The sequence below is a fragment of the Undibacterium sp. GW821-FHT07F11 genome, from assembly GCF_059418665.1.
Genome location: NZ_JBWKQH010000005.1, coordinates 145268 through 167799, shown reverse-complemented (window position 1 = coordinate 167799; position 22532 = coordinate 145268). Strand labels below are relative to the sequence as shown.

The 22532-nt window shown below is 52.1% G+C and carries 11 protein-coding genes; 6 read left to right on the top strand and 5 right to left on the bottom strand.

Annotated elements, in window-relative coordinates:
* Positions 1–19: 19 nt before the first annotated feature.
* Positions 20–952: an OmpA family protein gene (locus tag AC07OI_RS14100; protein ID WP_492703381.1), complete on the bottom strand. Its 933-nt coding sequence runs from the start codon at positions 950–952 to the stop codon at positions 20–22.
* Positions 953–1022: 70 nt separating this feature from the next.
* Complete coding sequence (locus AC07OI_RS14095) at positions 1023–1409, bottom strand: DUF4398 domain-containing protein (protein ID WP_492703380.1); 387 nt, start codon at positions 1407–1409, stop codon at positions 1023–1025.
* Positions 1410–1751: 342 nt separating this feature from the next.
* Here AC07OI_RS14095 and AC07OI_RS14090 point away from each other — a divergent pair, with 342 nt between their 5' ends.
* Positions 1752–10523, top strand: coding sequence for a glycoside hydrolase family 94 protein (locus tag AC07OI_RS14090; protein ID WP_495257682.1), 8772 nt, complete (start codon positions 1752–1754; stop codon positions 10521–10523).
* Between the two features lie 196 nt (positions 10524–10719).
* Here AC07OI_RS14090 and AC07OI_RS14085 read toward each other — a convergent pair whose 3' ends face one another.
* The gene (locus tag AC07OI_RS14085; protein WP_492703378.1) at positions 10720–11523 is read right to left on the bottom strand and encodes a beta/gamma crystallin-related protein; all 804 of its coding nucleotides are present in this window, start codon (positions 11521–11523) and stop codon (positions 10720–10722) included.
* 411 nt (positions 11524–11934) lie between these two features.
* On the opposite strand from AC07OI_RS14085, the gene AC07OI_RS14080 reads away from it, so the two are divergent.
* Together AC07OI_RS14080 and AC07OI_RS14075 are read left to right on the top strand one after the other, a co-directional pair.
* Positions 11935–12276: a four-helix bundle copper-binding protein gene (locus AC07OI_RS14080; protein ID WP_492703377.1), complete on the top strand. Its 342-nt coding sequence runs from the start codon at positions 11935–11937 to the stop codon at positions 12274–12276.
* 150 nt (positions 12277–12426) lie between these two features.
* The gene (locus AC07OI_RS14075) at positions 12427–13998 is read left to right on the top strand and encodes an oleate hydratase (protein WP_492703376.1); all 1572 of its coding nucleotides are present in this window, start codon (positions 12427–12429) and stop codon (positions 13996–13998) included.
* Positions 13999–14082: 84 nt separating this feature from the next.
* Here the strand turns inward: AC07OI_RS14075 and AC07OI_RS14070 are convergent, their stop codons facing one another.
* Entirely contained in the window at positions 14083–14451 is a 369-nt protein-coding gene (locus tag AC07OI_RS14070; protein ID WP_492703375.1) for a hypothetical protein, read from the bottom strand.
* Positions 14452–14618: 167 nt separating this feature from the next.
* Complete coding sequence (locus AC07OI_RS14065; protein WP_492703374.1) at positions 14619–14747, bottom strand: hypothetical protein; 129 nt, start codon at positions 14745–14747, stop codon at positions 14619–14621.
* Between the two features lie 200 nt (positions 14748–14947).
* On the opposite strand from AC07OI_RS14065, the gene AC07OI_RS14060 reads away from it, so the two are divergent.
* From AC07OI_RS14060 to AC07OI_RS14050, 3 genes are read left to right on the top strand one after another with little or no spacing between them, the layout of a single operon-like run.
* Positions 14948–16273, top strand: a complete 1326-nt coding sequence (locus AC07OI_RS14060; protein WP_495257681.1) for an MdtA/MuxA family multidrug efflux RND transporter periplasmic adaptor subunit — start codon at positions 14948–14950, stop codon at positions 16271–16273.
* A gap of 30 nt (positions 16274–16303) precedes the next feature.
* Positions 16304–19408, top strand: coding sequence for an MdtB/MuxB family multidrug efflux RND transporter permease subunit (locus AC07OI_RS14055; RefSeq protein ID WP_495257853.1), 3105 nt, complete (start codon positions 16304–16306; stop codon positions 19406–19408).
* Positions 19409–19412: 4 nt separating this feature from the next.
* Positions 19413–22526 carry a multidrug efflux RND transporter permease subunit gene (locus AC07OI_RS14050; RefSeq protein ID WP_495257680.1) on the top strand — a complete coding sequence of 1038 codons (3114 nt, stop codon included), beginning with the start codon at positions 19413–19415 and terminating at the stop codon, positions 22524–22526.
* The last annotated feature ends 6 nt before the right edge of the window (positions 22527–22532 follow it).

Here is a 22532-nt window from a genome sequence, read left to right as displayed (position 1 = left end):
TCTTTTCAATCTCTGGCAATTAGCGTGGCAATATCTTGCCGTTGACATCAGACAAAATGATTTCCACACGACGGTTAAACTGACGGTTTTGTGCTGTATTGTTTTCTACAACAGGAAATGCTTCGCCATAACCCTTGGTTTCAATACGATCGCGTGATACCCCCATCAAGACCAGGGCACTGCGCACGGCGTTGGCGCGACGCTCTGACAAATCCTGGTTATGTGCTTGTGTACCGGTATTGTCGGTATGCCCCTCAACCAGTACTGTTCTTTGCATATTGTTTTGCAAGACAATTGCCAGTTTCTGCACGGTACGCATGCCATCAGGATTCAGTTTGGCCTGATCCACACCAAACAAGACGTCACCCAGGGTAATGATGATGCCGCGTACGGTGGTCTTGGCTTGCAAGTCAGCCAGTTGTGACTCCAATGCGGCATTGCGGTTTTGCATCTCCAATGCCTTTGCCTGTTCTTCCTGCGCCTTGCGCTGGGCTTCACTGGCTTCACCTTGCGCTATTTGTGCTGCAAGTCTGGCTTGGTCAGCTTGCGCCTTGGCCTGGTCGGCTTGCATTTTTGCTTTATCAGCTTCATTGGTGCGTTGTTCCAAACGAATCTGGTCACGCGCTTTTGCGGCATCGGCAACACTGGCTTCTGCCTGTTTCTGCTTGGCCAACTCTTGTGCCACGCCTATTTTTTGCTTGGCTATGTAAGCCAGACGGTCAATTTTTTCTGAACTCTCATTATCTTTGGCTGCCTTATTGGCATCGTTCATTGCCACGTCAGCCTGGCGCATTTCCAAAGGTGCCAGAGTCTGCACATTTGGATTATTTTGTGCAGCCTGGTAATCCATACGGGTCTGGTCCAGCAGGCTGGTAGTTTTTGGTGCTGTGCTGCAAGCTGAAAGCAGCATTGCTGTCATCAGGACCATTGGTGCAAATATGTTCTTATTCATGATTTTTCCTTAAAAAATTTAATTGCAAGCTCTGTATCAGAGTTGCTGACAATGTTTTTATTGCTTATTTTTATTGCTTGTTATTTGCCCGCTGCAATTCTTCACGCAAAACGCGGATATCATCTTGCAATGCATTAGCAGCTTTCTCTGCCTTGGCAGAATTCGCTTTGGCTTGTGCCAGTTTGGCGTCAGCTTGAGCCTGGGTTGCCAGGTCATTGGCCAGCTTATAGTCTTTGTCTTGCATCGCCTTGTTTGCCAATGCCAATTTTTGACGCGCAGAACTCATTTCTGCCGGAGCAAATTCACTGCCGCCAGCAACTGCAGCGTTGTCGACAGCTTCTTTAGAAACAGCCACTTCTGCCGTCGCCGGTGTTTTCATGCTGCTGGCGCAACCCATCATCATTACCAAGCTCACGCTGCATACGGTCAACAGACCACTTTTCAAGTTTTTGTTCATTTTTTTTCTCCAGTAGATAAGTACTCTCGCAAGCCACATTTATTGTGATCTTCGCAGTCTTTATACCGCTCACGACAAGAGCGGGTCTGTTCGTTGCCGCACACTTCCACCATGTGCCAGGATATGCGCACGCAGTGCGCTAAGGCAGGCGCGTATGTACGCTAACGAACTTACACTCCCGTGCTGATGTTTTATTATCAAAGCACAGCCGCTCCCATAGGTCATACCCTCTTTTTTTTGCATGCTGAAACCCCACACATGCAGATATGGCCGAAGGCGTGGCAGCGACGACCAATCACTACGGTCACTGACAAATCCCAATAAAAGAAAGAAGTGTGCGATTTGAAATCAGCCAAAGATATGCTGTCATCCAGCCTGCATCAGCTAAAAAATGTTTTGAAGGACAGCCAGATACGTTTGCGCGCCTATGTTGCGCAGGCTGGTGCAGAACTGCCTTTACGGGCAGATTTATACAGCGCCCTGCAGATGGAACAGCATGGCCGCATATTGGCCAACAGCCATAAACTGAGTTCTGTCTTTGGTCAGGATCAACTCTTGTCGCGTCTGGCGGATAATCAGGACGTGATCATGAATGCCTGCACCTTGCTGACGGAAGCTATCAAGGATGGCCGGCCAGTAACGCCAGCTGCGGCCTGGCTGCTGGATAATTACTACCTGATAGAAGAACAGATACGAACAGCCAAGCGTCATTTGCCGAAAGATTACAGCAAGGAATTGCCAAGGCTATTGCGCGGCAACTCAGCTGGACGACCCAGGGTATACGACATAGCACTGGAAACTATTTCACATGGAGATGGCAGGGTTGATCCTGAAAACCTGAGTCGCTTCATCAGCGCTTATCAATTGGTATCTGTCTTGAAGCTAGGTGAGCTTTGGGCCATACCTATCATGTTGCGCCTGGCACTGATAGAAAACCTGCGCAGGGTCGCCACCAATCTGACGACAACCCATAATCACCGTAATCTGGCCGCCAAATGGGCAGAGGAGATGGCAGAGACTGCCGAGAAAGATCCCAGCAACCTGATCTTGCTGGTGGCCGACATGTCGCGCTCTCAACCACCACTGGATAGTTCCTTCGTGGCGGAAATGCTCAGAAGACTGCAAGGTCAGGGGCCTGCCCTCGCGCTACCTTTGAACTGGCTTTCACAGCGACTGGCAGAGACCGGCCAAACCATAGAACATCTGGTACATCTGGATTCTCAGCAACAAGCTGCTGATCAGATTTCCATCAGCAACAGCATAGGTAGCTTGCGCCTGCTGACATCCATGGACTGGCGCGAATTTGTAGAAAACATGAGTGTGGTTGATCGTTGCCTGCGCGATGACCCAACCGGCATCTATGGCAGCATGGATTTCGCTACGCGCGATCTGTACCGTCATGCGGTTGAAAAAATTGCCAAGAACAGCAGCTTTTCTGAAGCCGATGTCGCTCACAATGCCTTGCGCTTTGCACGTGAAGCAGCCATCAAGTATGGTCAGGCTGCGCGCAGTGCCCATATAGGTTATTTCCTGATAGGAAAAGGCAGACCCGAGCTGGAACGTTCCACCGCCATGCAGCACAGTTTCCCTGAGTCTGTGAAACGAGCAGGGCGTGAATCCGCCTTGAGTATTTATCTGGGCAGTATCACTATCCTGAGTCTGTTGAGTACTGGATTATTCCTGCACCAGGCCAGCAAGACTGCAATCAATCCTTATTTACTGGCTTGTTTCATCGTCGCCAGCCTGATTGCCAGCAGTCAGTTTGCCTTGTCCATGGTGAATTGGCTGGTGACCTGCATAGCCCTGCCCCGCCCTTTGCCACGCATGGATTTTTCCCTGGGAATACCGCTGGAGTCCAGCACACTGGTCGTGGTCCCCACCATGCTGTTCAACCCGCACAATATCGATGCTTTATGTGAAGCCATGGAAGTGCGTTTTCTGGCGAACTGCGATGCCAATTTGCGCTTTTGCCTGCTGACTGATTTTACCGATGCCGATCAGGAACAGTTGCCAGAAGACGAAGCCTTGCTGACTCACATCAGCAACAGCATTAAAGCATTGAATAAAAAATATCCCCGCCCGAATGGCGATCATTTTCTGGTCATGCACAGACCAAGAGCATGGAATGCACAAGAAAAAATATGGATGGCATATGAGCGCAAACGCGGAAAACTGGGGGCACTGAATGCCTATCTGCGCGGCGCAGGCACGAAAGCATTCATGCTTATCATCGGTAATACGGCTGGACTGGAGCACATGAAATATGTGATTACGCTGGATACCGATACTGAATTACCACGCGATACGGCACGCAAATTCGTCGCCACCATGGCACATCCGCTGAATCGCGCACACTACGATGAGGCTCTGAAAAGAGTGACCGAAGGCTATGGCATTCTGCAACCCCGCGTAGCAGTCGGCCTGCCGGCCAGCGATGCCTCTTACTATGAATTGCTCTGCGGCGGCGAAGCTGGTATAGACCCTTACACGCGCAGCGTGTCTGACGTCTACCAGGACGTATTCGATGAAGGCTCCTTCATAGGCAAGGGTATTTATGATATCGATGTATTTGAACGAGCCCTGAAAAACCGCATGCCGGAAAACCGCATACTCAGCCATGATTTACTCGAAGGCTGCTATGCACGGGCAGGTCTGTTAAGCGACGTGCAACTGTATGAAGAATATCCTTCCAGCTATCTGGCCGACATACGCCGTCGCCATCGCTGGATACGCGGTGACTGGCAAATAGCTTCATGGTTGTTACCCAAAGTGCCCGGCCCCAGGGATGAAGCCAACGGGCAATCCAGTCAGCTTGGTAATTCCCTGTCTTTGCTGTCACGCTGGAAGTTGCTGGATAACCTGCGCCGCAGTATGGTGCCACTTGCTCTGACGGCCTTTTTACTGATCGCCTGGAGCAGTTTTCCCAGCACCTGGTTCTGGTCCGCAGCCGCTATCGGTTTTTTGCTGATTCCCGCTGCCAGCGCATTTTTATGGAGCCTGAGTAAAAAACCGGATGATGTTTTTTTTCGCCAGCACCTGCTGTCCCTGTTGCGTTCAAGTGCCCAGCATGTCACCCATGCATCCCTGAGCCTGGTTTTCTTGCCATATGAAGCATGGGTCAATCTTGATGCGATAGTGCGCACGCAATGGCGCATACTGATTTCGCGCAAGCATTTGCTGGAGTGGAATCCATCCACGCTCAGCAATCATCAGTTCAAGAATAGCCTGTGGAATAATATTCGCAGCATGTGGATAGCTCCGGCGTTTTCCATCGCAACGTTTTTCCTCCTGCGGCATATCAATCCGCTTGCCTTGCAGGCAGCAACGCCAATATTATTGCTCTGGTTTATTTCACCACTCATCGCATATCAGATGAGCCGTGCAAAGCAAAGGCGTGCATCACAGTTAAGCGCGAAGCAAGTAGAGTTCTTGCAAGCTACAGCCCGCAAGACCTGGTTGTTTTTTGAAACTTATGTCGGTGCCGAGGATAACTGGCTGCCGCCGGACAATGTGCAGTTCCAGCCTGTAGGTGTAGTTGCACACCGTACTTCGCCAACGAATATAGGCTTGTCCCTGCTGGCCAATCTGGCAGCGTATGATTTTGGTTATATCCCCGCTGGACAGCTCTTGCAGCGCACTCAAAATACTTACACCAGTCTGGCGAGGCTGGAACGTTATCAAGATCACTTTTATAACTGGTATGACACCAAGAGCCTGCAACCCTTGCAGCCTTTGTATGTATCAACGGTAGATAGTGGCAATCTGGCCGGTCATTTGCTGACACTGAGGCCCGGCTTGAGCGAATTAATTGACGCACCAATTTGCCAGCCCCGCCTGTTTTGCGGCTTGCATGATACCTATCTGCTGCTGCGCAACTCGGTTGCTCCCAATATTGCAAACAGGCTGGCGGATTTTGAAACAGACCTGGATGTACTGTGCCTGGGGGTACCGAAGTCATTGATCGTCATCTATGATTGCCTGAAGCGACTGACGCATCATGCAGATGCCTATTTGTCCAGCGTGACTGTGACTGCCGACAACGCCAGCCATATCTGGGCAAGCGCCCTGAGCAGGCAAACCCATGCGCAACTGGAAGAGCTGCTTTACCTGGCGCCATGGCTGAGCCTGCCGGCCCCTGGCAACTGGTTACATGCATTTCCCTTGCTTGATACCATCCCCAGTTTACAAGAACTGACACAGTTAGGTCTTGGATATGTCTCTCCTACAGAAGGTGGTATCCCACTTGATCAAGCTGCACAAGTAGAAAATCACAATACCAGACTGGCAACATTTCTGATGATGGCCAGGAAGCGTGCCGGTGAGCGCATCCTGCAAATTGAACAATTGGTACAGCAAACCAGCGAGTTCGCCCGGTTAGAATATGAATTCCTCTATGATGCCAACACGCACTTGCTGACTATAGGTTATAACGTCAATGAACGCAGGCGGGATGAAGCCTGCTACGATCTGCTTGCATCAGAAGCCAGGCTGGCCACTTTTGTTGCCATCGCCCAGGGACAAATACCACAGGAGAGCTGGTTCGCACTCGGGCGTCAACTGACCATTGCAGGCGGCGAACCAATACTGCTGTCCTGGAGTGGTTCAATGTTCGAATATCTGATGCCCTTGCTGGTCATGCCAAATTTTCAGAACACCTTGCTGGATCAAACTTACCGGTCCGTCGTACAACGTCAAATTGAGTATGGGCAGCAGCGCGGTGTGGCCTGGGGGATTTCCGAGTCCGGTTACAACACTTTTGACGCACATCTGAATTATCAGTACCGTGCCTTTGGAGTCCCTGGTATCGGTTTTAAGCGTGGCCTGGGCGATGATCTGGTGATTGCGCCTTATGCTTCCATGATGGCCTTGATGGTCGCACCTGAACAGGCCTGCAGCAATCTGGAACAATTATCGGCCCAGGGGTTTGAAGGAATGTACGGCTTCTTCGAGGCGATAGACTATACCCCTTCGCGCTTACCGCGCGGGCAAACGCATGCATTGATACGCTCTTTCATGGTTCACCATCAGGGTATGGGTTTCCTGTCATTGGCCTATCTGTTACTGGGGCAGCCTTTGCAAAAACGCTTTGAATCCGACCCGCTGTTCCAGGCGACCATGTCACTGCTGCATGAGCGGGTACCTAAAGCCACGGCAGTTTATTCCAATACCACCGAACTGGCAGACATACGCAGTGCCAGCAGCGGCCAGGAAGTCCCCTTGCGTGTCATACATCATGTCAATACCCGCACACCAGAAGTGCAATTGCTATCCAATGGTCGTTATCACGTCATGATCAGTAGTGTGGGCGGCAGCTATAGCCGCTGGAATGATCTGGCCGTCACCCGCTGGAATGAAGACAGTACCCGCGACCACTGGGGCAGCTTCTGCTATGTGCGTGATGTCAGCAATGGTCGTTACTGGTCAACCGCATTCCAGCCTTGCCTGGTCAATTCACCTACCTATGAAGTGATTTTTTCTGAAGGGCGGGCAGAATTCCGCCGCAGTGACAATAATCTCGACATGCATACCGAGATCGTCGTCTCGCCCGAAGACGATATAGAGTTGCGCCGCACCCGCATCGTCAATCGCTCGCGCCATCCTCGCACCATAGACTTCACCAGCTATGCAGAAGTTGTGCTGGCACCGGCAGCTGCGGATGCCATGCACCCGGCCTTCAGCAAGCTGTTTGTAGAAACAGAAATTCTGGACGGACAACATGCGATTTTATGTACTCGCCGCCCACGTTCTGTCGATGAAAAAATACCCAGCATGTTTCATCTGATGGCCTTGCATGGCGCCAGCATGGAAAGCGTTTCCTATGAAACTGACAGGGCCCAATTCATAGGACGTGGTAATACGCTGGAAGCCCCCGCCGCCATGCGCGTCAGCCGTCTGTCAGACAGCCAGGGTTCGGTACTCGACCCGGTGGTTGCCATACGCTATCAGATTACGCTGGAACCGGAACAGGCTGCCACGATGGATGTGGTCACCGGCGTGGCAGAAAATCGCGAACTCTGCCTGGCCTTGATAGAAAAATACCAGGACAAGCATCTGGCTGACCGGGTTATCGAACTTTCCTGGACGCATAGCCAGGTCGTATTACGTCAGTTAAATATCAGTGAAGCTGATGCACAGTTATATGGACGTCTGGCCAATTCTGTTATCTATATGAATCCACTTTTGCGCGCCGATACCAGCATACTCAGCCGCAATCACCGTGGACAGTCTGGTTTGTGGGGCTATGCCATATCCGGCGATTTGCCCATCGTGCTGCTACAAATCAATCACCAGGATCATATAGAACTGGTCAGGCAACTGGTGCAGGCACACGCCTATTGGCGCTCCAAAGGCCTGGCAGTAGATCTGGTGATCTGGAATGAAGACCATGCCACTTATCGTCAGGCACTGCAGGAACAGATCATGGGCATGATCTCCTCGGTCATCGGCACCCATGCCATAGAGCGTCCGGGCGGCATCTTTGTCAGAATGGCAGAGCAGATTTCACCTGAAGACAAAATCCTGTTCCAGGCAGTGGCCAGGGTAATATTGAATGATCATCGTGGTAGCTTGCTGGAGCAATTGAACCGCCGTGACCTGGTGGAATTGCGTGCCCCAAAACTGTTGCCTGCCAGACAGATGTATCAACAAACCGGATATCAATCACTGACCAGCAACAAGCTCAGTCATCCATCTGAAAAACTGCAGAGTTTTAATGGCACAGGTGGTTTTTCTGAAGATGGCCGCGAATATGTCATCACCACCAGGGAAGGACAAGTAACCCCTGCACCGTGGGTCAATGTGCTGGCTAACCCGCAATTTGGCAGTGTGATTTCTGAAAGCGGACAGGCCTATACCTGGGCTGAAAATGCCCATGAATTCCGCCTGACCCCATGGAATAATGACCCTGTCTGCGATAGCAGCGGTGAAGCATTTTACATACGCGATGAAGACACAGGGGCATACTGGTCACCTACGGCCCTGCCCTGCCGTGGCAGCGGTGACTATGTGACACGTCACGGTTTTGGCTATAGTGTTTTCACGCACCAGGAGCAAGGCATACGCACCGAGTTGACGGTGTTTGTCAGTATAGATACGGCAGCCAAATATTCCATACTGCGTGTCATTAATGACTCGGATGAACAAAGAAAATTGTCGGCTACCGGTTATGTGGAATGGGTGCTCGGTGATCTCAGACCGAAATCCCTGATGCATATCGCCACGGAAATTGATCCTGTCAGTGGCTGTCTGCTGGCACGCAACCCATACAATACCGAATTCCCCGGACGCAGGGCTTTCTTTGACCTGGATGGTAGTAACCGCAGTGTCAGTGGTGACCGCAATGAATTCATAGGCCGCAACGGCAGCCTGCGCAGCCCGGCTGCCATGGAAAGACAGCGCCTGTCAGGAAAAACCGGAGCAGGCTTGGATCCCTGTGCAGCTTTACAGCAAGAATTTGAACTTAGCCCGGGGCAAGAAAAACACCTGGTATTTGTATTGGGCATGGCAATGGCAGAGCACGGTAATGTCACGCAATTCATACAACAGCACAGGGGCATTGCTGCAGCTGAGCAGGCATTGAACAAAGTCCATGAGTACTGGCACAACACTTTGGGTACGGTACAGGTCACTACCCCCGATCAGGATTTGAACCTGCTGGCCAATGGCTGGCTGCTGTATCAAACCATCGCCTGTCGCCTGTGGGCACGTAGCGGTTATTACCAGTCTGGTGGTGCATTTGGTTTCCGTGACCAGTTACAGGACAGCATGGCCCTGGTGCATACAGGGCAAACCCTGGCGCGCGAACAAATACTTTTATCTGCTGCGCATCAATTTCTGGAAGGCGACGTACAGCACTGGTGGCATCCGCCGGTTGGCCGTGGTGTACGCACGCATTGCTCAGACGATTATTTATGGCTGCCTTTGGCCGTGGCGCGCTATGTGAACAGCAGTGGTGACCTTGGTATACTCGATGAAGAGCTGCCTTATCTGGAAGGACGTGCAGTCAATCAGGAAGAAGATTCATATTACGACTTGCCTGCCAGATCAGCACAGACGGGTAGTTTGTATCAGCATTGTGTCAAAGCTATAGAGCACGGCTTGAGGTTTGGCAGCCACGGCTTACCCTTGATCGGTTCCTGCGACTGGAACGACGGCATGGACAAGGTTGGTCATCTAGGCAGAGGCGAAAGCGTCTGGCTGGCTTTCTTCCTTCATCAGGTTTTGACAAGATTTTCGGTAATTGCGCTTAACCGTAATGACAAGGAGTTTTCAGCTCATTGTCTGAGCCAGGCAAGTCAGTTATCGAAAAATATTGACGCCAACGCCTGGGATGGTGCCTGGTACAGAAGGGCTTACTTTGATGATGGTGGCGCACTGGGCTCGGCACAAAATGCTGAATGCCAGATAGATTCGATCTCACAAAGCTGGGCCATACTGTCTGCGGCAGCCAGTCCGCAAAGGGCTGCACAGGCCATGCAATCTTTGGACAAACGCCTGATGCGGCGTGACAAGCAGATCATACAATTACTCGATCCCGCTTTTGATTGCTCGGGACAAAATCCCGGCTACATCCGTGGTTATGTGCCCGGAGTACGCGAGAATGGCGGGCAATACACCCATGCTGCTATCTGGACTGGCATGGCATTTGCAAAAATGGGAGATGCCGCCCGTGCCTGGGAGGCATTTGACATGATCAATCCCATACATCATGGTAATTCTCCAGATACCATAGCCCGCTACAAGGTTGAGCCCTATGTCATCTGCGCTGACGTATATGCAGTCGAACCACATACTGGACGCGGTGGCTGGAGCTGGTACACAGGTTCGGCAGGCTGGATGTATACCTTCATGATGGAGTCATTACTGGGATTGAAGCGCGAAGGCAGGCATCTGAGCCTGACACCATGTGTACCAGCAGGATGGACCAGTTTCAGCCTGCGCTACCAACATCTGAGCAGCACTTACCAGATCACCGTCAAACTCAGGGATGTGGCTTATGGACAGAGCCTGCTGTTTATTGATGACATTGCCATGGGTAGTTTATTGATCCCTCTGATGGATGATCAGCGTGAGCACGTAGTGGAGCTCAACTATGTGCAGCCGGTTCAGAAGTAACCAGGACAGGTTTTGAGAATATTTTCCTGTCGTCCTGTAATTCACCTTAAGAACCCGACGATAAATCCATCTGGCATGAATGGGTTTATCGTCTGATACATGCTGGCAATAGCAATTAACGCGAATCCTGAAATGAAAAAAGCCAGATGCAATTCGCATCTGGCCTTTCTCATTTGAAGCTACTTATTTCAATCACTTACTGCCTGGGTTCGCCATTCCGGTTCACTGCTATGGTGGATCCTGGAGGAGAACTCATCTGCACGTGATGTTCAACACCACGGTAGTTATAAGTCACATCCCAGTATTCAGGCTTGGTGCTGGCCACGGTCTGGCAACGGCGTACATCCCGCTCATAAGTACCACCATTACTGCGTCCTGCATTTGCGCCCAATGCACCGCCAGCGACAGCGCCACCGGCCGTTGCCAGGTCACGCCCGGTACCGCCGCCAACCTGATGACCAAGTATGCCACCTATCAGGGCACCAGCAATGGCACCACCAACATTTGGTTCGCTACGTTCTGTCTGCACTTGCTGGCGTTCTACCCAGCAGCGCTCATTAGGTGGGCCGACCACTGCACGCACTGAAGTCACAGGTGCATCATACACACCTTCATTTGGACGACGGCGGTAATCATAATTTGGCGAACTCAAAGGCGCTTCAATTTCATTATCGTAACGACGCCTGTTACTGATAGGGCGGACTGAAGAAATGCGGTTGTTCATGCCCATACCTGAAAGTGTATCGTAACTGCCCCTGCTCAAAATCATGCAACGGCCACCGAAATTGGCATCATCACAGACTTCCCAGCGTCCGCCAGAAACAACGACTGACGAAGCCAGGTCATTGAAACCGCTATTACGAAAATTGTTTTGTTGCACGTTGGTACTAAAAGCACGTCCGCGAAAGCCTTCGCCTTCATAGAACACAATTTGCGCGCTCGCATGAGCAACCAGTAACAGGCTGGACACACCAAAGATGAATTTTAATTGTTGTTTCATTTGTTTCTCCAAGGTTGAAATCTGAACAAGGGATGACGGATGCTCCTGTCCCGCCATTCAGACTTAGCAAGAGAGCCAGTATGGGCGATACGTCCATACCGGGGCACCATGAATCACAGCATCCCATTTTTTTTAAATCCCTTCTGTACGCTGCCACACATAAATTTATAGCACTTGTTGGACCAGATTCAAACAGATACAGATAGATTTATTAAAGGTGTTTTTTATGTGCAGTCGACAGACAGGGTTTGATAGCAGGGTTTCTTAGCGGAATCAATTTTAATGAAAACAATTACAGGCCGCCGTGTACGACAGCGCACATTCATTTTCGTCAATACGGCGTATAAATTCTCATGTCTTGGCTTTTTAGCTTTTTAACTTGGCCTCACTCAGTCATTCAGGAGAATTAAAATGAAACTCACGCCCCTTAATGAAAAAATGGAACAATGTCTGGCCAACTGCCTTGCATGTCACCGCGTTTGCACTGAAACCGCTGCCCATGTCATGCATGGCGACAGTCATCACAGTGAGGTCTTGCATCTTGTCAGCCTGCTGGACTGTGCGCAGATTTGCCTGGTGCATGCAGATTTCATGGCGCGCCGTTCGCCGCATCATATGCACCTGGCCAGGGAATGTGCAGAGATTTGTCTTTCTTGCGCGACCTTTTGCGAAGCCCATGCAGATGCTGACGGTATGATGAGTGAGTGCGCAAAAGCGTGCCGGACCTGCGCAGATAGTTGCACTGATATGTGAGATCTTGCTTTGCGAGAAGCCTGGTTCATTCTATCTGCCAGGCAGCAAAAATTCATTTGTTTGTCATAGCGCAAAACATGCAAGGGCACGCATGCGAGGATGTCATATATCAAACATTCGACGCAAATCCAATAAATAAAAAAGGAAATCATGACCAGCAATACAAAGGCTTATTTGATCGGTGGCGGCATAGGCTCATTGGCAGCTGCCGCGTTTATGATACGCGACGGAAAAATCAAGGGCGACAATATTTCCATCTTCGAGGCAAGCTCACTGATAGGTGGCAGTCTGGATGGCGCAGGCAATCCAGACCAGGGATATTCATTGCGCGGTGGCCGCATGTTGACGACCGACAATTATGAATGCACCTGGGATTTGTTCAAATCCATCCCTTCACTGCATAATCCGGGAAGATCGGTATTTGAAGAAACGCTAGAGTTCAATGAACACTACAAGTCCAACTCAAAAGCCAGGCTGGTAGACAAGCGCCGCGCCAAGGTGCCGGTATCGTCGATGGGTTTCTCCATGCAAGACCGCATGGAATTGCTGAAACTCAGTCAGGCAGATGAGGCAGACATGGGCAACAGCACCATTACTGACTGGCTATCACCCTCTTTCTTTGAGACTGAATTCTGGTTCATGTGGGCAACCACGTTTGCCTTTCAACCATGGCACAGCGCTGTTGAGTTCAAACGCTATCTGCACAGATTCATGATGGAATTTTCGCGCATAGAGACACTGGCGGGTGTCAAGCGCACCATCTATAACCAATATGATTCGCTGGTACTGCCACTGCAAACCTGGCTGAAACAAAATGGCGTGCAATTCATCACGAATTGCCAGGTGCAAAAACTGACGCACAGTGTGATCAATGAACAATTTCAGGTCACTGGTCTCGAATGCCTGCGTGATGGCGTAGCAGAAAGCATCACGGTTGCTGATGGTGATCTGGTTTTCCTGCAAAACGGTTCCATGACCGATGCATCCAGTCTGGGCTCCATGGGCAGCGCGCCGGAAAAACGCAGCAAGCTGGACAGTTGCGGCTGGCGTTTGTGGGAACAGCTTGCGGCTGAAAGACCTGACATGGGTAATCCGGCAGCTTTCAATACCTGCATCGCCCAATCCTGGTGGGAATCGTTCACGGTTACACTCAAAGATCCGCGCTTCTTTGATCTGATGCAAAAGTTCAGCGGTAACGAAGCTGGTACAGGTGGACTGGTGACTTTCAAGGATTCTAACTGGCTGATGTCCATCGTGCTGGCACACCAGCCACACTTTATCAACCAGCCCGCTGGTGTACAGGTATTTTGGGGTTATGCGCTCTACCCTGACCGCATAGGTGACTATGTGGCGAAACCCATGAGCGAATGCAGCGGTGCAGAAATCCTTGAAGAATTGCTGGGTCACCTGCGCTTTGATGCCGAGGTGTTTGATAATGCCAATTGCATTCCTTGCCGTATGCCTTACATTACCAGCATGTTCATGCCACGTTCAGTTGGCGATCGGCCTTTGCCAGTGCCACCTGGCACACGAAACTTTGCTTTCATCAGCCAGTTTGTCGAAGTGCCGGATGACGTGGTTTTCACGGTGGAATACTCAGTGCGTGCTGCCCAGATGGCTGTGTATCAGTTGCTGGGTGTAAATCGCGAAGTACCACCAATTACGGCCCATGATAAATCCCTGGGCACGAAATTTGAAGCGCTGGTAAAGGCGTTCAAATAAGTTGATACCCGCAATGCAGTTTGTCCATCTGGACGCTGCATTGCTCCTAAGAATATTCTGCATTTGTCTTGAAAGACTGCACAATCACGATTCAGGATGTTCGCTTTTGAAACGCTGATTCGCTTCATCCAGATGTTGTATCAACACATGCGAAATGATATTGACCCCAATACCACCAAACATGGCGGGCACGAGATACAGGGCCAGCGAAATCTCTGAGACAAATATCGTGTCGTCTGCAAGTGAGGGCGACAGTTTTGCAGCGGCTGAGAGCACCTTGAGAAAGTAAACATCCAGGCCTGCGATAGCCACCAGTGCAAAACCAAAAAACAGGGTGGTTTTCTTGGAGATAGCTCTTTTCAATATCAGGAAACTGTATATCCCGAAAGGCAGGACAAATGAGACTATCATCATCAACCAAAATTTCAATTCCGAGAATATCGTATTTTCCACGCATGCATCCTTAAAACTGATAATAAGCAAACGCTTATCTCGTGTCTGGAAATATTATTAACCTAATGCATGTCCTCGCAAGTAACGTATTCTCTCACTTTCGTAACGAATTGAATTCTGCCTTGAATAGACGGCTTGTTTTCCGATAGTATAGTTTCAATCAGAACTTATTTCTTGAGGGAATGATCAAGATTTGCCGGTAGCGCATTAATCAATTTCTTGCGGGATTGCTTACCTTCCCACACCAGACTGTCGTTGACATTGCTACGCACATCGGCAACTATGGATATAGCCATACGGCTCTCTGATATCTCCTTAAGTTTTCGTAAAGTCTCACGAAATAAACTGCGCAACTCACGCCATATTCACCTTCGTTAAGGTGCTTGAGACGCCAGAAGTTCTCTGCAATACACGCAATACACGCAATACACGCAATACACGCAAAAATACAGTGATTTGCTATTCGTTTCAGTACTGACAGTGTGAAGGCATTAAGATGACATCAAGAATCGTCAATTGGAAATCGGCTGTTGCCGTACTGGTCGTTATTGCTGCCGCAGCGGGTGGCTGGTGGTATTACCACCGCACGGATGCCAGCACACCAGCAAATGCAGGCAATGGCCCTTCAGGGAATTCAGGGAAGCGAGGCGGCGGACGTGATGGCGGCAATAAAGTGCAGCCGGTGTCCGTTGTACCTGCACAAAAACGTGACATACGCCTCATTGTTACGGCGATAGGCAATATCTCTGCCGCCAATACTGCTGTTGTGCGCACCAAGGCTGATGGCGAACTCAAAGCGATTTATTTCAAGGAAGGCCAGGCAGTGCTGGCCGGACAGTTGCTGGCGCAGATAGATCCCAAGCCTTTCCAGATTGCCTTGTCACTGGCACAGGGTACCTTGGCACGTGACCAGGCGCAGTTAAAAAATGCCGAGCTTGATTTGCAGCGCTACAAAGACCTGGTTGAAAAACAGGCCGCACCAAAACAACAAATGGATACGCAAGAAGCACTGGTGCAGCAATTGCACGGCACCATCCTGTCAGACCAGGCTGCTGTTGATAATGCCAAACTGCAGTTGAGTTATACCCGTGTGACTGCCCCTATCTCTGGCCTGGCTGGCTTGAAGCAGGCTGACCTGGGCAATATCGTGCATAGCTCAGACATCAATGGCCTGGTGTCGATCACGCAAACCCAGCCCGTTGCCATCGTATTTGCCATCCCCGATGTACGCCTCGATAAATTGCGTCAGCAAATGAAGAATGATGTGCCTTTGAGAGTAGAAGCATGGGACAGGGAGCAAAAAAACATCCTGGCAGAAGGCAGTGTCGCCAATACCGATAACAGCATAGATTTGACGACAGGCACGATCAAAGTCAAGGCCCTGTTTCCCAACAAGGACAATGGTCTGTTCCCCAACCAGTTTGTCAATGTACGTCTGCAACTCGATACCATGAAAGATGCGCTGGCAGTGCCAGTGGCATCGGTACAGCGCGGCACGGTAGGTAATTTTGTGTATGTCGTCGGTGAAGGAGGTGTGGTCACACTGAAGCCGGTCACCACACTGGCGACCGATGGCGACTGGGTGGCTGTCAAGGCTGAACTCAGGCCAGGTGACCAGTTGGTGACCGATGGCGCAGACCGTTTGCGCGATGGTGGCAAGGTGGAAGTCATCGCGGCATCAGCCAGATCTGGTGGCGGTGATGAACCTCGCGGTGGTAAACGGCGTAAAGGAGGCGGTGGTGCTTCTGCATCTGCCTCAGCATCTACGTCACCATCGGCATCAGCACCTGCTCCAGCCTCCGCAGCAGAAACCAGGAAATAAGGGCACTTAGCTCATCACATCATGGCTACCCTGAACCCCTCACGTCTGTTTATTGAAAGACCGGTCGCAACTTCGCTGATGATGCTGGCGATTTTGCTGGCCGGTTTACTGGCTTATCGCCTGTTGCCTATCGCGGCCTTGCCGGAAGTCGATTACCCCACCATACAGGTGACCACGCTTTATCCCGGTGCCAGCCCGGATGTCATGACCTCGTCGGTCACGGCACCACTGGAACGCCAGTTCGGGCAAATGCCGGGCCTGGCCCAAATGTCATCGACCAGTTCTGGCGGTGCCTCTGTGATCACCCTGCGGTTCGAGTTGAGCCTGTCGCTCGACGTTGCCGAGCAAGAAGTGCAGGCCGCCATCAATGCGGGCAGTAATTTGCTGCCCAGCGATTTACCGATGCCCCCGGTATATAGCAAGGTCAATCCTGCTGATGCACCGGTATTGACGATTGTGGTTTCATCGACCACCCTGCCCGTGATACGCATACATGATCTGGTCGAGAGCCGTCTGGCACAAAAAATCTCACAGGTACGTGGTGTGGGTCTGGTCAGTATTGCGGGTGGGCGCAGGCCCGCAGTCAGGATACAGGCCAACCCTACGGCACTGGCCAACCTTGGCCTCTCGCTGGATGATTTGCGCACTGCCATAGGCAGCGCCAATGTGAACCAGGCCAAGGGCAGTTTTGATGGCCCGCTGCGCGCCTCGACGATTGATGCCAATGACCAGATGAAAAGCGCGGCAGAATATGCCAACCTGATCGTTGCCTACAAGAACGGTAACCCCATACGCCTGCGTGATGTAGCCACCATGGTCGACGACGCTGAGAACATGCGCTTGGCAGCATGGGCAGACAAGGCCCCGGCTGTTATCCTTAATGTGCAGCGCCAGCCTGGCGCCAATGTGATACAGACAGTAGACCGCGTGAAAGCCTTGCTGCCCAGTTTGCAGGCTGCCATGCCGGGCTCTGTCGATGTACGGGTACTGAGCGACAGAACCACGACTATCCGCGCCTCAGTCGACGATGTGCAAATCGAACTGCTGCTGGCCATAGGCCTGGTGGTATTCGTCATCTTTGTGTTCTTGCGCAGCGTGCCTGCGACCATCATCCCCAGTGTGGCCGTACCTTTGTCGCTGGTAGGCACGTTTGGCGTCATGTACATGGTAGGTTTTTCACTCAACAATCTGACGCTGATGGCGCTGGTGATATCAACGGGTTTTGTGGTTGATGATGCGATAGTCATGATAGAAAACATCGCCCGTTATGTCGAAGAAGGCGAAACCCCGATGGCTGCGGCGCTGAAGGGATCGCAGCAAATCGGCTTCACCATCATATCCCTCACCGTTTCCCTGATTGCGGTATTGATACCGCTACTGTTCATGGGGGACGTGGTTGGCCGCCTGTTCCATGAATTTGCGATTACCCTGGCAGTCTCGATATTGATCTCAGCCTTCGTGTCCCTGACCCTGACACCTATGATGTGCGCACGTCTTTTGCATCATGAAAAAGAAGAAGACTTTGGCCCGGTCAAACGTGCCGTGGGACGGATGTTTGAACGAACCATTGCAGGCTATGGCCGCATGTTGACTTGGGTATTAGACAGGCAAAAAACTACCATGCTGGTGTTTTTGGCGACACTGGCACTCACTGGTTTGCTGTATATCTTTGTCCCCAAGGGTTTCTTTCCTGTGCAGGATACCGGCCAGATACAGGCAATTACCGAGGCAGCGCAATCTACTTCATTCGCCGCCATGGCTGAACATCAGCAAGCACTGGCCAGCGTAATTTTGACTGACCCGGCAGTGGAAAGCGTATCGTCCTTCATCGGCGTGGATGGCGCAAACGCGACCTTGAATGCAGGCCGTATGCTGATCGTGCTGAAACCGCTGAATGTACGCGTGATATCGGCTACCCAGATCGCCAGACGCCTGGCTGAGTTGACGCGCAAGGTGCCAGGCATCGCCATCTATATGCAGGCAGTGCAGGACCTGACCATAGAAGACAGGATAGCCAAGACGCAGTACCAGTTCATGCTGAGTTCACCCGATATTGCTGAACTGTCACGCTCGACATCCGCCCTGCTGGAACGCCTGCGCAAGCTGCCGCAACTGGCCGATGTCGCCAGTGACCAGCAAGAGCTGGGCCTGCAAGCTTATGTGGATATAGACAGGGATGCCGCAGGTCGCTTTGGCGTCAGTGTCGCAGCAATAGACAACTCGCTGTACAACGCCTTTGGCCAGCGCCTGATCTCAACGATTTTTACCCAAAGCAATCAATACCGCGTGGTGCTTGAAGTGGCACCACAGTACAAAATGGGTATGGAAGCCTTGAATAACCTGTATGTGCCGGGCACGAATGGTGTGCAGGTGCCGCTGTCTTCCATTGCCAGAGTGGTGGAAAGGATAGCGCCACTGGCGGTCAACCATGCAGCGCAATTCCCTGCCGCGACTATTTCCTTCAACCTTGCCCAGGGTGCGGCACTGGGTGATGCGGTCAATGCCATCAAGGCAGAAGAAGCAGCCTTGCATTTACCCGTCAGTGTGGAAACCAGCTTCCAGGGTGCTGCACTGGCTTTCCAGGCATCTCTGTCCAGCACACTCTTGCTGATACTGGCTGCGATAGTCACTATGTATATCGTGCTGGGTGTTTTGTATGAAAGCTATATACACCCACTGACTATTCTTTCCACCCTGCCCTCAGCAGGCCTGGGAGCCTTGCTGGCCTTACTGGTATTCAGGCTGGACCTGGGTATCATCGCCATCATCGGTATTGTGTTGCTGATCGGTATCGTCAAGAAGAACGCCATCATGATGATTGATTTTGCCCTGTATGCCCAACGTGAAGAAGGCCTGAACCCGCGCGAAGCCATACACAAGGCTTGCCTGCTGCGCTTCCGCCCCATCCTGATGACTACCATGGCAGCCTTGTTGGGTGCCTTGCCACTGATGCTGGGTTCGGGCGTGGGCAGTGAATTGCGTCACCCACTTGGTGTGGTCATGGTGGGCGGGCTCATTGTCAGCCAGTTGCTGACCCTGTTCACCACGCCGGTGATTTATCTTGGCTTCACGGCGCTGGCGAGCAAGTTTACCGGCAAGCCTGGCTCAGGAACTGCAGCAGAAACTGCGGTGTGAGCAGATGAATCTCTCCCGTCCCTTCATAGAACGCCCGGTCGGCACTGCACTCATTACACTGGGTGTGGCGCTAGCGGGTATCATCGCGTATTTCTTGCTGCCTATCGCGCCGTTGCCGCAGGTTGAGTTTCCTACCATCTCCGTCAATGCCTCATTGCCGGGTGCCAGCCCGGATACCATGGCAGCCACCGTTGCCACACCGCTGGAACGTGCACTGGGCAGCATTGCCGGTGTCAATGAAATCACCTCTTCTTCATCATTGGGAAGTTCGCGCATTACTCTGCAGTTCGACATGAGCCGGGATATTGATGGCGCAGCACGGGATGTGCAGGCTGGCATCAATGCGGCGCGTGCCATGCTGCCGTCCGGCATGCCGAGCAACCCCACTTACCGTAAGGTCAACCCAGCTGATGCGCCGGTGATGATCATCGCGCTGACATCCAAGACGCTGACACGCGGCCAGATGTATGATGCTGCCTCCACCGTGCTGGCGCAACGCCTGTCACAGGTAGATGGCATAGGCCAGGTCACCATAGGTGGCGGTGCATTGCCTGCGGTACGTATAGAAGTAGACCCCAACAAGCTCGCAGCGAATGGTATTTCGCTGGAAAATGTACGCGCTACCGTCGTCGCCAGCAATGCCAACCGCCCCAAGGGTTCGGTCGAAGACCAGCAACATTACTGGCAGCTCAGTGCCAATGACCAGTCTTATAAAGCCGAACAATATGCACCGCTCATCATCAGCTATGCCAATGGTGCCGCACTGCGCCTGCGCGATGTCGCTGAAGTGGTAGACAGCGTACAGGACGTGCGCAATTACGGTATGGCGAATGGCACGCCTGCGATCTTACTGATACTGAACAAGGCACCTGGTGCCAACATCATCAAGACCGTGGATACCATCCGTGCCTTGTTGCCACAATTGCGTGCGTCCATCGCACCGGCCATTGATGTGAATGTGGTCATGGACAGGACGCCGACCATACGCGCATCCATTACTGAAGTGCAGCGCACACTCGCGATTGCCTTTGGCCTGGTCATCGTGGTGGTCTTCGCTTTCTTGCGTAATTTCCGCGCTGCCCTGTTACCCGCGGTGGCAGTGCCGGTTTCACTGGCTGGCACTTTCGGCGTCATGTATTTGCTAGGCTACAGCATAGATAATCTCTCGCTCATGGCGATGACAGTGGCCACCGGTTTTGTGGTGGATGATGCGATCGTCGTGCTGGAAAATATTTCGCGGCATATAGAGCGTGGCAAGACACCGATGGAAGCTGCATTGCAGGGTGCGCGTGAAATTGGTTTCACAGTAGTATCGATCAGCCTGTCACTGATTGCCGCCTTCATCCCCATCCTGGCGATGGGTGGCATAGTCGGGCGCTTGTTCCGTGAGTTTGCGGTGGTGTTGTCGGTGTCTATCCTGGTATCCATGCTGGTATCGCTGACCACCACGCCCATGATGGCGGCGGCCCTGTTGCGACCTGTGGAAAAAGCCAAGGCACCGGGTAAATTCTCACGCGCACTTGCCCGCTTCCAGCGTGGCCTCATGCGTGGTTACCGTCGCAGCCTGCGCTGGACCTTGCGGCATCAGCCATTGACGCTGCTGGTACTGGCAGGCGTGATTGCGCTGAATGTGTCGCTGTACATCACGATCTCCAAAGGATTTTTTCCGCAACAGGACACTGGCTTGATGATGGGGGGCGTGCAAGCTGACCAGGCCAGCTCTTTTACGTCCATGCAAGAGAAACTCAATGCCTTCAGCAAAATTGTGCTGGCCGACCCTGCGGTGGCCAATGCAACGGGTTTTACCGGTGGCGGCCAGCGCAATAGCGCGAACATGTTTATCTCGCTCAAACCCAGGACTGAGCGTGAAGAAAGTGTAGACCAGGTCATCAACCGTTTGCGCGGCAAGCTCGCGCATCTGCCGGGTGCCAATTTGTTTTTGTCACCGGTACAGGATATACGCATTGGTGGCCGGCAAAGTAACGCCTCTTGGCAATATGCCTTGCAGGCAGATGATCTGACCGACTTGCGTACCTGGGAGCCACGCATACGCAAGGCCTTGTCACAACTGCCTGAACTGGCTGACCTCAATAGCGACCAGCAAGACAAGGGCATACAGACTTCACTGGTGATAGACCGCGATGCCGTAGCAAGATTGGGTTTGACTGTCAGCGCCATCGACAGCACACTTAACAATGCCTTTGGGCAGCGCCAGATCGGCGTCATCTACAACCCGCTGAATCAATATCGCGTAGTGATGGAACTGGCACCCGCCTACCTGCAAAGCCCCGAGAGTTTGAAGAGTCTGTATGTCACTACGTCCAAGGGTGTGCGCATACCTTTGGCCAGCGTAGCACGGGTGGAAACCACCAATACGCCTCTGGCTGTCAATCATCAGAGCGGTTCGCCAGCCAGCACGATCAGCTTCAACCTGGCACCGGATGTCGCCTTGTCGCAGGCGGTGGACGCGATTAATGACACCATCAGCAAACTGGGTGTACCGATATCCGTGCATGGCAGCTTCCAGGGTACGGCGCAGGCTTTCCAGTCGTCACTGAGCAGTCAGCCTCTGCTGGTGCTGGCTGCCATCATCACCATCTACCTGGTACTTGGCATGCTATATGAAAGCCTGATCCATCCACTGACCATACTGTCAACTTTACCTTCGGCAGGTATAGGTGCCTTGCTGGCGCTGATGTTGTTCAAGACTGATTTTTCCATCATCGCCCTGATCGGCGTGGTGCTGCTGATAGGCATCGTCAAGAAAAATGCCATCATGATGATAGATTTTGCAATATCTGCGCAACATGCAGCCAACAGCCGGGGTAGCAGCGTGACTGCCGGTGCGGCAATTTACCGCGCCAGCCTGCTGCGCCTGCGTCCTATCCTGATGACTACCCTGGCAGCAATCTTTGGTGCCGTGCCACTGGCACTGGGCACGGGTGATGGTGCAGAATTGCGCCAGCCACTGGGCATAGCCATCGTCGGTGGCCTCTTGTTGAGCCAGTTGCTGACTCTGTACACCACGCCTGTCGTCTTTGTCTGCATGGACAGATTACGCCGCAAGAAAAAACCCGTAAAAGCAGTCGAGAGCGCAGGCGCTTTGGATATTGCATGAGAGTGA

Coding starts and splice junctions, on each gene's coding strand:
- AC07OI_RS14080 (WP_492703377.1), top strand. CDS start 11,935: ATGAAACTCACGCCCCTTAATGAAAAAATGGAACAATGTCTGGCCAAC.
- AC07OI_RS14100 (WP_492703381.1), bottom strand. CDS start 952: ATGAATAAGAACATATTTGCACCAATGGTCCTGATGACAGCAATGCTG.
- AC07OI_RS14050 (WP_495257680.1), top strand. CDS start 19,413: ATGAATCTCTCCCGTCCCTTCATAGAACGCCCGGTCGGCACTGCACTC.
- AC07OI_RS14075 (WP_492703376.1), top strand. CDS start 12,427: ATGACCAGCAATACAAAGGCTTATTTGATCGGTGGCGGCATAGGCTCA.
- AC07OI_RS14065 (WP_492703374.1), bottom strand. CDS start 14,747: ATGGCTATATCCATAGTTGCCGATGTGCGTAGCAATGTCAACGACAGT.
- AC07OI_RS14085 (WP_492703378.1), bottom strand. CDS start 11,523: ATGAAACAACAATTAAAATTCATCTTTGGTGTGTCCAGCCTGTTACTG.
- AC07OI_RS14095 (WP_492703380.1), bottom strand. CDS start 1,409: ATGAACAAAAACTTGAAAAGTGGTCTGTTGACCGTATGCAGCGTGAGC.
- AC07OI_RS14060 (WP_495257681.1), top strand. CDS start 14,948: ATGACATCAAGAATCGTCAATTGGAAATCGGCTGTTGCCGTACTGGTC.